Origin of the sequence: Neoroseomonas eburnea, from assembly GCF_018129005.1 — a bacterium.
Lineage (GTDB): Bacteria > Pseudomonadota > Alphaproteobacteria > Acetobacterales > Acetobacteraceae > Neoroseomonas > Neoroseomonas eburnea.
In genome coordinates this window covers 1-14491 of sequence record NZ_JAAEDL010000022.1, presented here as the reverse complement: position 1 = coordinate 14491, position 14491 = coordinate 1, and the positions used below count along the sequence as shown (strand labels likewise).

The following is a 14491-nucleotide window of genomic DNA, read 5'->3' as shown; positions in this document are numbered from 1 at the left end:
ATGGCGGCGGCCGGCGCACCACCGCGCGGGCCGACGCTGGCGGCCGCGGCGCGGGGTGCGGCGTTTCTCGGCCTGTGGGTCGTGCTGGCCGGCCCCGCGCCGGACGGCCTGGTGGTCGGGCTGCTGGCCGCCGGGTTCGCAACCTGGGCCAGCCTGCGCCTGATGCCGCCGCTGCCATGGCGGCCCCGGCCCGGGGCGCTGCTGTTGCTGGTGTTGCGCTTCCCCTGGCAGGCGCTGCGGGCGGGGACCGAGGTCGCCCTTCTCGCCCTCGATCCGCGCCGCCGGCCGCATCCCGGCATGCTGGCCTGGACGCCGCGCCTGAAAGCCGGCCGCGCGCAGGATGCCTTCCTCGCCTATGCCAGCCTTCTGCCCGGCACCCTGCCGGCCGGCCCCCTGGACGGCGGGGCGATCGCGATCCACGCCCTCGACAGCCGCACGCCGGTCGGCGAGGCGATGACGCAGGAGGAGGCCCGCTTCGCCCAGGCCATCGGCGCCGATGGCTGAACTGCTGCAACTCGCCGCGCTGCTCGTGCTCCTGACGGTCGCGGCCGGCCTGCTGCGCATCCTGCGCGGCCCCGGCGCGGCGGATCGCGTCATGGCGGCGCAACTGCTCGGCACGGGCGGGATCGCAGTGCTGGTCCTGCTCGCCGCTGCCACCGCGACGCCTGCGCTGCTGGACGCGGCGCTGACCCTGGCGCTGCTCGCCGCCTTCGCCGCCGTCGCGCTGGTCGTCGCCGCGCCCGGCCGGGCCTCACGCCGATGAGCCTGCTCCTCGATGGCTTCACCCTGGTCGCGGTCTTCGCCGGTATCCTCTTCTTCGTTGCCGGCACGGCCGGGCTGCTGCGCTTTCCCGACACCAGCAGCCGCCTGCATGCGCTGACCAAGGCGGACCATCTCGGCCTCGGCCTCATCGTGCTCGGCCTGCTGCCGCAGGCGGGCGGTGTATTGCCGGCGCTCAAGCTGCTGGTCATCTGGGCCCTGGCGCTGCTCGCCGGCGCGACGGTGGGGCCGCTGATCGCCCGCCTGGCGCGCGAGGAGGATGCGCCGCCATGACCGGCCTGCTCGCCGACCTGGCGATCGGCGCGGCGATCCTGGCGCTCGCGGCAGGCATGGTGGCCGCGCGCAGCGCCTTCACCGCCACCGCCTTCTTCATCGCCTATGGCCTGCTGCTGGGCCTCGCCTGGGTGCGCCTCGGCGCGGTGGACATCGCGCTGACCGAGGCGGCGATCGGCGCCGGGCTGTCGGGCGTGCTGCTGCTCACCGCCGCCGCGCGGCTCGCCGCCCGCCCGGTGGCGACGGAACGTGCCCCGGGGCCGCTGCTGACGGCGCTGATCGCACTGTGCTGCGCCGCCGTCGCGGTGGCGATCGGCGCCGCCATCCTCTCCCTGCCCGAGCCGACGCCGAGCCTCGCCGCCGAGGTCGCCGCCAACCTTCCCGCCACCGCGCTCGGCAACCCCGTTGCCGGGGTGCTGATGTCCTATCGCGCGCTCGACACGCTGCTCGAATCGGCGGTGGTGGTGCTGGCGGTGGTCGGCGTGTGGTCGCTCACGCCGCCGGGCGGCTGGGGCGGCTTTCCCGGCCCCTTCCACCTGCGCGTCGAAAGTGGTCCGCTGGCGCTGCTGGCGCGGCTGCTGCCGCCGATCGGCATCGTCATCGCGCTGCACATCCTCTGGGTCGGCAAGGATGCGCCGGGCGGAAAATTCCAGGCGGCGGCGATCCTCGCCGCGATGTGGCTGCTCGCCTGGATGGCAGGCCTCGCCACGCCGCCGCGCATCGCCTCGCGCCGGCTGCGCTTCGCCGTCTCGGCCGGGGCGGGGCTGTTCCTCGCCATCGGCGTCGCCGGCGCGCTGGCGGAAGGCGCCTTCCTGGCCTACCCGGCGGGCTGGACCAAGGCGCTGGTGCTCGCGGTCGAATTCGCGCTGACCGCCTCCATCGCCGTGGCGCTCGCCCTGCTGGTCATGGGCCCGCCGGAGGAGGAGGACCGGGCATGAGCGCGACCCTCTATGGCCTGCTCGGCGCGGCGCTCGTCGGCATCGGCCTGTTCGGGCTGCTGGCGAGGCCCTCGCCGCTGCTGCGCATCCTCGCCTTCAACCTGCTCGGCGGCGGGGTCTTCCTGGTGTTCGGCGCGGTGGCGCGGCGCGGCGCCGGGGCCGGCTTTCCCGGCGACCCGGTGCCGCAGGCCATCATCCTCACCGGCATCGTCGTCGCCTTCGCCGCCACCACCCTCGCCGTCATGCTGCTGCTGCGCCTTTCCGCCGAAGGCGAGGGGCGGTCGGATCCCCCGTGACGGCGGCTGTCACCCTCGCGCCCACGCCCTGGGGCATGCTGCCGGTGCTCGCGGTGGTGCTGCCGGTCGCCGGCATGGTGGCCGCCCTGCCGCTCGGTGCGCGTGGGGCGGAACGGCTGACACTGGCGCTGGTGCCTTTCGGATTGCTGATCGCCCTCGGCATGGCGGCGGCCACCTATGCGAGCGGCGCCCCGCTGGTCCATCTGCTCGGGCATTGGGCGCCGCCGCTCGGCCTCGCCTTCCGCGCGGATGGGCTCTCGGCGGCGATGATGCTCACCGCCGCCATCGTCATCGGCGCCGTCGCCCTGTTCGCCCGCGCCGGGTTCGGCACGCCGGCGGGCGCGCCGGAGCGGCGGGAGGCGCTCTCCTTCTGGGCGCTGCTGCTGGCGCTGTGGGGTGGGATCAACCTGGTCCTCGTCGCCGACGACCTCTTCACCCTCTATGTCGCGCTCGAACTGCTGAGCTTCGCTGCCGTGCCGCTGGTGTGCCTGGACGGCGGGCGCGCAACCCTCGAAGCCGCGCTGCGCTACCTGATGTTCGCCCTGCTGGGCTCGGTGCTCTACCTGCTCGGCGTGGCGCTGCTCTACGGCGCCTACGGCACGCTCGACATCGTGCTGCTGTCGGAGCGCACGCGCGCCATACCGGCCACCATCGTCGCCGTGGCGCTGATGACCGCCGGGCTGCTCGCGAAGACGGCGCTGCTGCCGCTGCACCTCTGGCTGCCGCCAGCCCATTCCGGCGCGCCGGCAGCGGCGAGCGCGGTGCTCTCGGCCCTGGTGGTCAAGGGATCCTTCGTGCTGCTGGTGCGGCTGTGGTTCGGCGTCATGCCGGGGCTGCCGGTGCCGGCGGCGGCGCAGATCCTTGCCGGCCTCGGCGCCGCGGCGATCATCCTGGGCAGCGCGGCGGCCCTGGCCCAGGCGCGGCTGAAGCTCCTCGTCGCCTATTCGACCGTGGCGCAGATCGGATACCTGTTCCTGATGTTCCCGCTGCTGGCGGCCGCCCTCGGCACGCCGGAGGACGCGGCGCGGGCCTGGACCGGCGGCGTGCTGCAGGCGGTCTCCCACGCCTTCGCCAAGGCGGCGATGTTCCTCGCGGTCGGGCTGATGGCGAAGGGGCTCGGGCATGACCGCATCGCCGACCTCGCCGGTGCGGGGCGGGCCATGCCGCTCTGCCTGCTGACCTTCGGCCTGGCCGGGCTGTCGCTGATGGGCGTGCCGCCCTCCGGCGGCTTCGCGGCGAAGTGGCTGCTGCTGACTTCGGCAATCGAGGCCGGGCAATGGTGGTGGGCGCTGGTGATCCTGGGCGGCGGGCTGCTGACCGGCGCCTATGTCTACCGCGTGCTGGCGACGGCGTTGACCGCCGGGCCGGGCGGCGCGACGGGGCGGGAGGACAGCCGCGCGTGGATCGCGCTGGGGCTGGCGCTGATCTCGGTGGCGCTGGGCTTCCTGCCGCTCGGCGCCTTCGGGCTGGTGCAGATCGGCCGGCTCGATCTTGCTGTCGGGGGCGTGCCGTGACGGCCGTGCTGCTGGCGGCGACGCCGCTGCTGCCGCTGGCGATGCTGGCGGCGCTGGCCTGGGGTCCGGCGCGGGAGAAGGTGCCGGACTGGCTCTGGGTTGCCCCGCTGCCGGGGCTGGCCTGCGCGATCTTCGCCGCCGGCGGGCCGCCGCTGGTGCTCGATGGCCGGCTGCGGCTCAACCTTGCGCTCGATGCGCCGGGGGCGCTGCTGCTCGGCGCGGCCTCGCTGCTCTGGGCGGTGGCCGGGGTCTATGCGCGCGGTTACTTCGCCGGCTCGCCGGGACTGCCGCGCTTCGCCGCCTGGTGGCTCGCGACCATGGCCGGGAGCCTCGGCGTCTTCGTCGCCGGCGATCTGATCGGCTTCTACCTGGTCTATGCGCTGGCGAGCCTGCCCGCCTGGGGGCTGGTGATCCACGACCGCACGGCGCGGGCCTGGCGGGCGGGTGGGCTCTACCTGACGTTGACGCTGCTCGGCGAAGCGGCGCTGCTCGGCGCCTTCGCGCTGCTGGCGGCCTTCGCGCCGGGCGAGAGCCTCGCCATCACGGACGTATTGCGCGCCCTGCCGACTTCACCCCTGCGCGACGTGACCATCGCGATGCTGGTGATCGGCTTCGGGCTGAAGGCGGGGCTGGTGCCGCTGCATGTCTGGCTGCCGCTGGCGCACCCGGCGGCGCCGGCGCCGGCCTCGGCGGTGCTGAGCGGCGCCATCATCAAGGCCGGCATCATCGGCCTGCTGCGCTTCCTGCCGCCGGAGGCGACGCCCGAGGCCTGGGGCGGCCTGCTGGCCGTGGTCGGCTTCGTGACCGCCTTCTGGGGCGTCGCCTGCGGCGTCACGCAGCGGGAGGCGAAGGCGGTGCTCGCCTATTCCAGCGTCAGCCAGATGGGGGTGGCGACGGCGGCCTTCGGCCTCGGCATGGCCCACGGGCTGCCGGGGACGGCCGGGGCCGTCGCTGCCTATGCGCTGGCGCATGTGCTGGCGAAGGGGGCGCTGTTCCTCTCGGTCGGCGTCGTGGGCGCGGGACGGCTGGCGGTGCTGGTGCCGGCACTGGTGCTGGCGCTCGGCTTCGGCGGGTTGCCGCTGACCGGCGGGTGGTTCGCCAAGGCCATGGTGAAGGATGCCTTTGCGGGGGATCTGGCGGCAGGGCTTGCCGCGGCCTCGGCGGCGGGCTCGACGGTGCTCATGCTGCATTTCGTGCGGCGGCTGGCGGCGATGGAGGGCGCCAGGCCCGCCTTGCCGCTGGTGGCGTGCTGGCTCGCCATGGCGGCGCTGGCCATGGCCGTGCCCTGGGCGCTGTTCGGTATCGAAGCGCCGGCGCTGCTGACGCCCGCGGAACTCTGGAAGGCGCTCTGGCCGGTGCTGCTTGGCGCTGCCGGCTTCATGCTGCTGTGGCGGGCGGGGGACCGAATGCCGGAACTCCCGCAAGGCGATGTCGTCGTGCTGGCCGGGCCGCTGCGGCACAGCATGGCGCGCCTCGCCGCCGTCCTGGCGGGGGTCGAAACGGTCTTTCGATCCTGGCCCGTGGCGGGACTTGCGCTGCTCGCCATGTCCCTTGCCTTCGGCGTGGCGCTGGGCGGGGCCGGGCGGTAGCGGTGGAGCAGGTGGATCGAGGGGGCGTTGCCCCCTCGAGCTCCCCCACCAGGGGGCTGCGGCCCCCTGGACCGCGGATACCTGGTGCCGGACATGACGGCCACGGCCGCACGAAGAAGCGCGCTGCGGGCGCGGCACTCCCTTCGCCCCCGCGAACTTCCTGCCCTGCCCAACACCAGGTGATGGTTTCCAAAGGCCTTTCGGCCTTTGGTGGGGAGAGGTCTGGAGAGGGGCGAAGCCCCTCTCCGGTTCCCTCATCGCCGCATCTTCGCGCGCATGGCGCGCGCCCCCTCTCGGAACCGCCGCCTCACCGCGTCGCGACGGTGCCTTCCGGCGCGTGCTCGAACTCCGGCACCAGCCGCGCGAGCTGTTGCAGCGCCGCGCGCGGATTGCCGCTGCGCGCGGCGGCGGCGATCTCGTCGATGGCGCGGCCGACCAGCGCCGCATCCGCCGTGCGCGGCGTCGCCACCAGCAGGCCCGGATATTCCGTCGGGCGCGGCGCTTCCTTGCCGTGGAACAATTCCTCGAACAGCCGCTCGCCGGGCCGCAGGCCGGTGAAGCGGATCTCGATGTCCTCGTCCGGCCGCAGCCCCGCCAGCCGCACCATCCGCCGCGCGAGGTCGACGATCTTCACCGCCTCCCCCATGTCGAGGACGAAGATCCCGCCATCGGCGAGCTCGGGCGGCATGTTCACCGGGTCCGTGGTGCCGACGACGCTCGCCTGCAGCACCAGGCCCACCGCTTCCCGCACCGTCATGAAGTAGCGGCGCATGTCGGGATGCGTGACCGTCAGCGGCCCGCCGCGTTCCAATTGCCGGCGGAACAGCGGCACCACGGACCCCGTGGACCCCAGCACGTTGCCGAAGCGCACGGTGATGCAGCGCATCGTGCCCTGGCCGTGCCGGGCTTCCCGGTCGAAGGCCTGGCAGTACATCTCCGCCAGCCGCTTCGATGCGCCCATCACGGAAGTCGGGTTCACCGCCTTGTCGGTGGAGATGAACACCATCGCCGTAGTGCCCACCGACCGCGCCGCATCGGCGACGATGCGCGTGCCGAGCGCATTGGTCAGCAGCCCTTCGAGCGGATCGTTCTCCACCATCGGCACATGCTTGAGTGCGGCGGCGTGGAAGACGAGCTCGGGCCTGATCTCCTCGAACAGCCGGCGGATGCGCGCCTCGTCGCGCACATCGGCGAGCACCGCGCGACGCGCGACCTCGGGATGCTTCTCCCGCAACTCCAGGTCGATCTCGTAGAGCACGTATTCGCCGTGATCGAGCAGCGTCAGCGTCGCCGGGCCAAGCGCCGCGACCTGCCGCGCAAGCTCCCCGCCGATGGTGCCGCCGGCGCCGGTGACCAGCACGCGCCGCCCCTGCACCAGCCGGGCCATGCCCTCCCGGTCCAGCGGCACCTGCGGGCGGTCGAGCAGGTCCTCGATCGAGACCGGGCGCAGTTCGACCCGCCGCGCCTCCTCGCCCCCGGCGGGGGCGAGCCGGGTCGGCGCCGGAGCGCGCCGCACCGGCACGCCATGGCGGTCGGCGGCGTCCAGCACGCCCTCCAGCGCCGGGCCGGCGATGCTGGAGGCGAGCACGATGACCGAGGGCAGCCGCCCCTCCGCCCGCAGCGTATCGAGCACCGCTTCAAGATCCTCGACCGTGCCGAGGATCGGATGCCCCTGCATCCGCCGCCCCGCCTGCCGGGCGCGCAGCGAGAGGATGCCGATGACACGGTAGGGCGCCCTCCGGTCGCGCGACAGGGCGCGGAGGAACAGGTCCGTTCCCTCCGCCGCGCCGACCACCAGCACGTTCTGCGCATCCGGCGCCGCGTCCCCGGCGTGCCGCGCCGCCTGCAGCAGGCCGGCGACGCGCGCGGCGATCAGCAGCGCCGCGAGCGTCGCGGCATGGATCACCGGGAAAGCCGGATTGGGCGGCCGCCAGCCTCCGGTGAGGTGCAGCCCCGCCGAGAACAGCATGGCCGCCACCACCGCCGCCCCGGCCACCGCCATCAGGTCGCCGAGGCCGACGAAGCGCCAGTACTGCAACGGCAGGCGCAGCGGCACGCCGGCGGCGCCGAGCGCCACCACCGCCCCGGGCAGCGCGCCGGCCCACCAGATGCCGTCCGGCCAGGCGCCGGGCGCGGCCAGCCACACCGCCGCCGGCAGGGCGGCCAGGGCCAGCAGGCTGTCCAGCGCCAGGTTGAGCAGGATCCGATGGGAAGGGCCGCGGGCCATGCCGGCCTAATAGGGCGCCCGGGCCTCGCCCGCCAGGGTCACGGTCGGGGAACGAATTCGCGATAGAGCCCGACCAGGCGTTCGGCCTCCGTTTCCCAGGCGAAGCGCCAGCGCGCCGCCCGCCAGCCCGCCTCGCCCAGCGCGGCGCGGCGCGTGGGGTCGGCAAGTTGCACGACCGCAGCAACAATCCCCGCCGGGTCGCCGCTGTCCACCAGCAGCCCACAGCCGGACTCGCGCACGACCGCCGCGACCTCCTCGGCGAAGCGTGGCGCGATCACCGGCAGGCCGGCAGCCATGGCGTCGAACAGCTTGTGCGGCAGGGCGAGGCGGTGGTTCTCCTCGCCCTGTTGGAACAGCACCAGCGCGATGTCGCAGGCGCCCAGCCGCTGCAGCGCCTCCGCCTGGGGCAGCCATCCGGTCACTTCGACGCGGTCCGCAAGCCCGAGCTCGGCCGCGCGGGCATGGAATGCCGGCTCGCTGCCGTCCGTGAAGCGGCCGACCAGCACCAGCCGCGTATCGGGCGGCGCCAGCGCCAGCGCCGCCAGCATCTGCGGCCAGCCCCGCGCCCGCCCGATCGCGCCGAGATGCCCAAGCACCAGCGGCCCTGGCCCATGCGCACGCGGCGCTTCCACGGGCGCCGGGGCATAGTTGCGCACCGCGACCAGGCGCCGCGCGCCGGCGAAGGGCGCATCCAGCCCGTCCTTCGCCACCACCACAGCATCCGCGGTGCGCCCCATCAGCCGGCAGGCCAGGGCGATCGCCGCACGCGCCAGTGGCCGCATCACCGCCGGCAGGCGTGCATCGAGGCGCGATGGGTAGTGTTCGTGCACATCCAGCACCACCCGAGCGCCGCAGCGCCGCGCCGCGAGCAGCGCGGCCAGCCAGGCATCTGGCTCGGAGGCATGGATCACCGCCGGGCGGAGCGCCGCGGCGTCGCGCGCCAGGGCAAGCAGGCCGCGCAGGCGCCGATGCCGGTGCGGCACGATCTCCACACTGTCCACCCGGGCGGGCGGGTCGCCGATGGCCGGGCAGAGATGCAGCACGCGCCAGCCGGCGGCGGCCAGCGCGGCACCCTCCTTGCGGACCACCCTGGTGTCGGCCGGCGGGTGAGCGGCGGAGAGCAGAAGGATGGGGGGAGATGAACTCCCCCCAGACCCCCCTCCTTCTTTGGCATTTGGGAACTGACTGCCGCGGGGGGTGCCAAGCGACAAGGAAGGAAGGGCTTGGCGGTCCCGTCGGCCGTGCCGAGCAACGTTGATGGGGTCCCGGTTCGGGGGAGGTTCCCCTCCCCCGATCTTCATCAGCGCGCTCATGCGCCGAGCACTTCGGCCAGATGCGCCCGCATCCTCTCCCCCGCCTTGCCGTCCCACAGCGGTATTCCCCGCGCCCGCCCCGGCGGGTTGCGCACCGCCTCCGCGAGTTCCGCCGCCGCCACCAGCCGGTTCCCGCCTGCCTCGACCGTCGCCGGCCGCTCGGTGGAAGGTCGCAGCGTCAGGCAAGGCAGGCCGAGCGCCGCCGCCTCCTCCTGCACGCCGCCGCTGTCCGTCGCGACCAGCCGCGCGCGCGCCATCAGCGCGAGGAAATCCAGGTAGCGCAGCGGTGGCAGCATCACGACGCGCGGCGGCGGCCCGAAGCCGAAGCCCTGCATACGCGCCCGCGTGCGCGGATGCAGCGGCCAGGCGAGCGGCAGGTGCTGCGCCGCCGCCGCAATGCCGTCGAGCAGCGCCGCCAGCGCCTCCGGGTCATCGACATTGGCAGGGCGGTGGAGGGTGACGACGCCATAGCCGCCAGGCTCGAGCCCCGCAGGCAGCGGCCGCGCGCGCGCCGCCGGCAGGTGGCGCATCAGGCTGTCCACCATGGCGTTGCCGACAGCCCGCACGCGCCCCGCGCCGTGGCCCTCCGCGATCAGGCGCAGGGCGGTCGTCTTGTCCGGCGCCCAGAGCAGGTCGGCGATGGCATCCAGCGCGCAGCGATTGATTTCCTCCGGCATGTCGCGATCCTCGCAGCGCAGCCCCGCCTCCAGATGCGCGACCGGGATGCGCAGCTTGCGCGCGGCGAGCCCCGCGGCGAGCGCGCCATCCACGTCGCCGGCGACGACGACCAGGGCCGGGCGCTCGCGCTGCCAGGCCGCCTCGCAGGCAATCATGGTGCGGCCCGTCAACTCGGCATGCGTACCGCCGGAGATGCCGAGGGAAATCGCCGGCTCCGGCAGGCCGAGATCCTCGCGCAGGTCGCCGAACATGGCGGCGTCGTGATGCTGGCCGGTGTGCAGCAGCAAGGGCGCGCAGATGGGCGGGGCCTCCGCGAGCGCATGCCACAGCGCGGCGAGCTTCGGGAGGTTGGGGCGCGCGGCGGCGACCAGGTGCAGGGCGGGGAGAGTCACGGCGAAGAAGGAAGGTCGGGGGAGGGTGAACCTCCCCCGAACCCCCTCCCTTTTTTGGCACCTGGGCACTGTCCGCCGCTGTCAGTTCCCAACGGCCGAAGAAGGGAGGGGGAGCGGGGGAGGTTCCCCTCCCCCGCCCTTTCCACCAAGGCGCAGAACCGCTCCCCCAGCACCCGCCAATCCCACCGCGTCACCGCCTGCCGCCGTGCGGCCGCCCCCATGCCTTCGCGCAGCGCCGGATCGCGCGCGAGCCGCACCAGCGCGTCGGCCAGCGCGACCGCATCACCAGGCGGCACGGCGATGCCGCAGGGGCCGTCTTCGACGATGCGGGCCGCGCGTCCCGGCTGGTTCGTCACCAGCGGCCGCCCGGCCGCGAGCCCGTCCATGATCTTGTTGGGCGACGTCCATTCCGCGAAGGCCGGCACATCGGCCAGCACGTGCAGCGCCACCTGGCAGCCCGCCATCAGCCCGCCCAGTGCCCGGCGCGGCAACGGGCTGAGGAAGGTCACGTTGGTCAGCCCCTCCGCCGCGGCGCGGGCCATCAGCGCCGGCTTTTCGCCGCCCTCGCCGGCCAGCAGGATGCGCAGCCGCGTCTCTCCCCGCGCGAGCAGCACTCCGGCCGCGTCGAGCAGCGTGCCGAGCCCGTTCGCCCGCCCATGCGCGCCTGCATAGAGCGCGAGGCACTCCCATGGCGCCGCCTCGGCCGGCCGCCACGGCGCCAGATGCGGGCCGAACAGCTGCAGGTCGCAGCCATTCGGCACGACATGGACGCGCGACGGGTCGGCGCCGCGGGCCACGGCGGTCCCGGCCATGCCTTCGCTCAACGCCACCACCGCGGCGGCGCGCCGGCAGGCGGCATCGGCCAGGCGCTCCATGCCGGCAAGCACCGGCCGCGGCACGCCGCCCATGGCGCGCGGCAGCTCCGGCCAGGGATCGCGGATCTCGAAAACGAAGGGCGTGCCGCACAGCCGCCGTGCGATGAGCGCCGGCAAGGCCACGGTCAGCGGCGTCGAGGACGCGACGACCACATCGAACCGCCCCGAGGCCGCGAGCGGCACGGCGCGCGCCGCAAAGCGCAGGAACGCCGCGCTGCGCGCCGCAAGCCCCATCGCGTTGCCGCAGCGGATGTCGAATTCGACGACGCGATGCCGGCTGACGCGCCCCTCTCTCCGCCCATGGCGGAAGGACCCGACGAGCCCCGTCGCCGCGCCGTCGTAGCGGCCGCAGCCGATGGTCACCTCATGGCCGCGCGCGGCGAGCGCCTCCGCGAAGGCATGGCTGCGCGTCGCGGTGCTGCCCGCCGGTCCGGAATGATGCTGGTGCAGGTAGAGGATGCGCATGCTCACGCCCGGCAGGCGGCGCGGATCACGGTGATGACGCGGTCCTGCTCGTCCATCGTCATGCCGGTGCCGGAGGGCAGGCAGAGCCCACCCACGTAGAGCCCGGCCGCCACCGCGCCGCCGGCCGAGGGCGCATCGGCAAAGACAGGCTGCTGCGGCAGCGGCTTCCACACCGGGCGGCTCTCGATGCCGGCGGCATCCAGCGCCTGGCGCAGCGCCTCCCGATCCGTGCCGAACCGCGCGGGGTCCACCAGCACCGCGGTCAGCCAGCGCGAAGCGCGGCCCCAATCGGGTTCGGGCATGAAGGCGAGGCCCGGCAGGTCAGCCAGCCCTGCCACATAGCGCGCGAAGATGGCACGCCGCGCCACCACCCGCTCCTGCAGCGCCGCCACCTGGGCGAGCCCCACCGCCGCCAGCACGGAGGACATCCCATAGGCATGCCCGGTGACGGAATGCTGGTAGTGCGGCGCCGGGTCCTTGGCATGGGCGGCGAGGTGCCGCGCCCGCGCCAGCAGCACCGGGTCGTCCGCGGCGAGCGCCCCGCCGCCGCCGGCGGTGACGATCTTGTTGCCGTTGAAGGAGAAGGCGGCGAGCCGTGCCCCGCGTCCGGCATGGCGCCCACGCAGCGTCGCGCCGAGCCCCTCGGCACTGTCGCTGACCACCGGCACGCCCCAGCGGTCGCAGGCGGCGAGGATGGCGTCGAGCTCGGTCGCCTGCCCGTAGATGTCCACCGCCACCACCGCGCGCGGCAGTCGCCCGCGCTGCGCCGCCGCCCGCAGTTCCCGCCGCAGCAGATCTGGGTCGAGCGTCCAGGACTCCGGCGCCACATCGAGGAACCGCGGCACCGCGCCCATCTGCACCGCAGGGGCGACGGTGGCGACGAAGGTGAAGCCCGGTGCCCAGACCTCGTCCCCCGGCGCGATGTCGAGCACGCGATACGCCAGATGCAGCGCCGCCGTCCCGGAGGCGGTGGCGAGCACATGCGGAAAGCCGGTGGCGGCGCCGACCGCGGCCTCGAAGGCGGCGATCGCGGGACCGGCGGGGGCGACCCAGCCGCTCTCCAGCACCTCCCGCAACGCGGGCATCTCCCGCCCCGTCAGATGCGGCGGAGAGAGGTGGATGCGCCGCGTCCAGGCCTCGGCGGCGGGCGTGCCGCGCCAAGGGGCGGAGGCGCGAAGGGGCACCAGGACCGTCACGCGGTGATGTTAGTATCGAACCGACAAATCAACCAAGAGTTATGTTCTCTCGCCACGAAACGGTGGCATCGAGGCGTGTCCCGGCGCCGCGACGCCCCGTCCGGTTGCGGCCAGGGCGGCGCAGCGCAGCAGCAGCGCGAGGTCGCGCGAGAGACGCGGCGGCGCCTCCGCATAGCGCGCATCGAGTTCCAGCCGCGCCGACCAGCCGATCGCATTGCGCCCCGCAGCCTGCGCCAGCCCCGCGAGGCCCGGCCGGACCGCCAGGCGCAACGCCTGGCGTGGGGCGTAGAGCGCCACATAGTTCAACGGCAGCGGACGTGGCCCGACCAGGCTCATCTCCCCACGCAGGACGTTGAGGAGCTGCGGCAGTTCGTCGAGTGCCAGCGCGCGCAGGACCCGCCCCGCCCGCGTCATGCGCGCGGCGTCGTCGCCAGGTCCCTCGCGCAGCGTGCGGAACTTCAACACGGCGAAGGGCGCGCCGCTGCGCCCTGCCCGCACCTGGCGGAAGATCACCGGCCGCCCGAGCGCGACACGCACGATAGCCGCCACCGCGGCCATCACCGGCGACAGCGCCACGAGCAGCAGCGCCGCGCCGACCAGGTCAAGCGCCCGCTTGCCGCAGCGCGCGTACATCGCGGTCGTCCGCGGCCACACCGAGCCCGAGCGCGAGCCCCAGCGCGAACCAGGCCATCCGGTTGCCGAGGTCGGTCGAGACCATCACCGACAGCGCCATCGGCAGCGCCAGCGCGGCGACGCGCGCCGCCCGCCAGCCTTCCGCCCGCGCGCCGAGCGTAACCGCCGCCACGGCACCGCCGCCGAAGGCGACGACCCAGAACAGCAATCCCGGCAGCCCGCCCTCGGCCAACGCCTCCAGCGGATGGTTGTGGGGATAGAGGCCACGCCGCTCGCCATGCCCCGCCGCGATGGCGAAACCGCCGGTGCCAAGGCCCCAGGGCAGGGCAGCGCCGCCCTGCTCGGCTGCCGCGCGCCACAGGGCGAGCCGGCCGGAGGATTGCGCCACTTCTCCTTCCGCCAGGCGCTCGACCGTGCGCAGTCCGGCGGCGAGCGGCGGATCGCCCAGCACCGCGGCGAGCATCAGCGCCGCGCCCGCGAATACGGCGAAGGGCCAGCCCAGCGCCTGCCCCCGCCGCCCGCGGCGCCACAACGCGATGGCCGGGGCGACGGCGAGCGCGAGCACCAGCGCCGCCAGCGCCGCGCGCCCCCCCGGCAGCAGCGCCGCGGCGGCGAGCAGCGTGACCAGCGCCAACCAAGCGAGTCGTGCGGCGATGTGCCGTGCCTCCGCCGCCCGCACCGCCGCCAGCGCGGCCGCCGAGGCGATCGCCAGCCCGGCGATCTGGTACTGCACCCGCACCTGTTCCGGCTGCGCGCCCGGCAGCCCGCCGAGCACCACGCGGTCGGTCGCCAGCCCCCAGGCAATGGCGCCGGCGACGAAGACGCCGATCGCCAGGGCGACATCCGCGCCGGCACGCAGGGCCCGCCCCTCGCCCGCCACCGCCAGTCCCGCAAGCAGCATCGGCGGCCCGAGCAGCACCGCATCCGATAGCTTGGCCTGCAGGATGGTGCGGGAGGGGCTCCAGGCCCCCGCCAGCACAAGCCACAGCCACAGCGCCCCGCAGGCGGCGAGCGGCAGGGCGATGCGTGCGTCCGCGGACCAGGCGCGGCCGGCCGCCAGCAGAGGCAGCAACGCGAAGAGCCCGAGCGCCGCCGCCACCGTCAGGTCGAAGGGCAGCGCCGCGAGCGGTGGGGCGGATTTCAGCGCCCCGGCGAAATGCAGCACGGCAGCGACACCCCCGACGGCCGCGCCAAGCCCCGGCGCCTTCAGCATCCGCCGATCCCGGGCGGCGCCGCGGGCGTCGTCGGCGTCGGCGCGGGCGGCGCGGATGGCGATCGCGGAGCGGGCGGCGGCGGCACGGGCGGCGGCGGCACGGGCGGCG

The 14491-nt window shown here is 74.8% G+C and carries 14 protein-coding genes; 7 read left to right on the top strand and 7 right to left on the bottom strand.

Going from position 1 to position 14491, the window contains the following annotated elements; translation table 11 throughout:
* The 7 genes from GXW74_RS19550 to GXW74_RS19520 are packed head-to-tail and all read left to right on the top strand — an operon-like array spanning position 1 to position 5390.
* Entirely contained in the window at positions 1–504 is a 504-nt protein-coding gene (locus GXW74_RS19550; RefSeq protein WP_211848226.1) for a Na+/H+ antiporter subunit E, read from the top strand.
* Positions 497–763, top strand: a complete 267-nt coding sequence (locus GXW74_RS19545) for a monovalent cation/H+ antiporter complex subunit F (protein WP_211848225.1) — start codon at positions 497–499, stop codon at positions 761–763. Before GXW74_RS19550 ends, GXW74_RS19545 begins: the two co-directional genes overlap by 8 nt.
* On the top strand, positions 760–1053 hold the full coding sequence (locus GXW74_RS19540; RefSeq protein ID WP_211848224.1) for a cation:proton antiporter: 294 nt from the start codon (positions 760–762) through the stop codon (positions 1051–1053). The genes GXW74_RS19545 and GXW74_RS19540 overlap by 4 nt, the downstream gene beginning before the upstream one ends.
* On the top strand, positions 1050–1991 hold the full coding sequence (locus tag GXW74_RS19535; RefSeq protein WP_211848223.1) for a hydrogenase subunit MbhD domain-containing protein: 942 nt from the start codon (positions 1050–1052) through the stop codon (positions 1989–1991). The genes GXW74_RS19540 and GXW74_RS19535 overlap by 4 nt, the downstream gene beginning before the upstream one ends.
* Positions 1988–2287 carry an NADH-quinone oxidoreductase subunit K gene (locus GXW74_RS19530; RefSeq protein WP_211848222.1) on the top strand — a complete coding sequence of 100 codons (300 nt, stop codon included), beginning with the start codon at positions 1988–1990 and terminating at the stop codon, positions 2285–2287. Before GXW74_RS19535 ends, GXW74_RS19530 begins: the two co-directional genes overlap by 4 nt.
* Positions 2284–3801 (top strand): complex I subunit 5 family protein, encoded by a 1518-nt coding sequence (locus tag GXW74_RS19525; protein WP_338148282.1) that lies wholly within the window; start codon positions 2284–2286, stop codon positions 3799–3801. Before GXW74_RS19530 ends, GXW74_RS19525 begins: the two co-directional genes overlap by 4 nt.
* Complete coding sequence (locus tag GXW74_RS19520; protein ID WP_211848221.1) at positions 3798–5390, top strand: proton-conducting transporter transmembrane domain-containing protein; 1593 nt, start codon at positions 3798–3800, stop codon at positions 5388–5390. Before GXW74_RS19525 ends, GXW74_RS19520 begins: the two co-directional genes overlap by 4 nt.
* A gap of 307 nt (positions 5391–5697) precedes the next feature.
* Here the strand turns inward: GXW74_RS19520 and GXW74_RS19515 are convergent, their stop codons facing one another.
* The 7 genes from GXW74_RS19515 to GXW74_RS19485 all read right to left on the bottom strand — a co-directional run.
* Positions 5698–7617 (bottom strand): polysaccharide biosynthesis protein, encoded by a 1920-nt coding sequence (locus GXW74_RS19515; RefSeq protein WP_211848220.1) that lies wholly within the window; start codon positions 7615–7617, stop codon positions 5698–5700.
* Positions 7618–7655: 38 nt separating this feature from the next.
* Complete coding sequence (locus tag GXW74_RS19510; protein ID WP_211848219.1) at positions 7656–8705, bottom strand: glycosyltransferase family 4 protein; 1050 nt, start codon at positions 8703–8705, stop codon at positions 7656–7658.
* 221 nt (positions 8706–8926) lie between these two features.
* On the bottom strand, positions 8927–10000 hold the full coding sequence (gene wecB, locus GXW74_RS19505; protein ID WP_338148281.1) for a non-hydrolyzing UDP-N-acetylglucosamine 2-epimerase: 1074 nt from the start codon (positions 9998–10000) through the stop codon (positions 8927–8929).
* Entirely contained in the window at positions 9997–11340 is a 1344-nt protein-coding gene (locus GXW74_RS19500; RefSeq protein ID WP_211848317.1) for a glycosyltransferase family 4 protein, read from the bottom strand. The genes wecB and GXW74_RS19500 overlap by 4 nt, the downstream gene beginning before the upstream one ends.
* Before the next feature lie 2 nt (positions 11341–11342).
* The gene (locus GXW74_RS19495; protein ID WP_338148280.1) at positions 11343–12524 is read right to left on the bottom strand and encodes a DegT/DnrJ/EryC1/StrS family aminotransferase; all 1182 of its coding nucleotides are present in this window, start codon (positions 12522–12524) and stop codon (positions 11343–11345) included.
* A 51-nt stretch (positions 12525–12575) separates the two neighbouring features.
* Positions 12576–13169: a sugar transferase gene (locus tag GXW74_RS19490; RefSeq protein WP_211848218.1), complete on the bottom strand. Its 594-nt coding sequence runs from the start codon at positions 13167–13169 to the stop codon at positions 12576–12578.
* Positions 13138–14491 (bottom strand): O-antigen ligase family protein (locus tag GXW74_RS19485; RefSeq protein ID WP_338148279.1); only part of this gene is annotated, 1354 nt, incomplete at its 5' end. The genes GXW74_RS19485 and GXW74_RS19490, both read right to left, overlap by 32 nt.

What these genes read in the sequence shown, in the direction of transcription:
- GXW74_RS19500 (WP_211848317.1), bottom strand. Translation starts at nt 11,340, where the DNA reads ATGCGCATCCTCTACCTGCACCAGCATCATTCCGGACCGGCGGGCAGC.
- GXW74_RS19545 (WP_211848225.1), top strand. Translation starts at nt 497, where the DNA reads ATGGCTGAACTGCTGCAACTCGCCGCGCTGCTCGTGCTCCTGACGGTC.
- GXW74_RS19550 (WP_211848226.1), top strand. Translation starts at nt 1, where the DNA reads ATGGCGGCGGCCGGCGCACCACCGCGCGGGCCGACGCTGGCGGCCGCG.
- GXW74_RS19530 (WP_211848222.1), top strand. Translation starts at nt 1,988, where the DNA reads ATGAGCGCGACCCTCTATGGCCTGCTCGGCGCGGCGCTCGTCGGCATC.
- GXW74_RS19490 (WP_211848218.1), bottom strand. Translation starts at nt 13,169, where the DNA reads ATGTACGCGCGCTGCGGCAAGCGGGCGCTTGACCTGGTCGGCGCGGCG.
- GXW74_RS19515 (WP_211848220.1), bottom strand. Translation starts at nt 7,617, where the DNA reads ATGGCCCGCGGCCCTTCCCATCGGATCCTGCTCAACCTGGCGCTGGAC.
- GXW74_RS19535 (WP_211848223.1), top strand. Translation starts at nt 1,050, where the DNA reads ATGACCGGCCTGCTCGCCGACCTGGCGATCGGCGCGGCGATCCTGGCG.
- GXW74_RS19540 (WP_211848224.1), top strand. Translation starts at nt 760, where the DNA reads ATGAGCCTGCTCCTCGATGGCTTCACCCTGGTCGCGGTCTTCGCCGGT.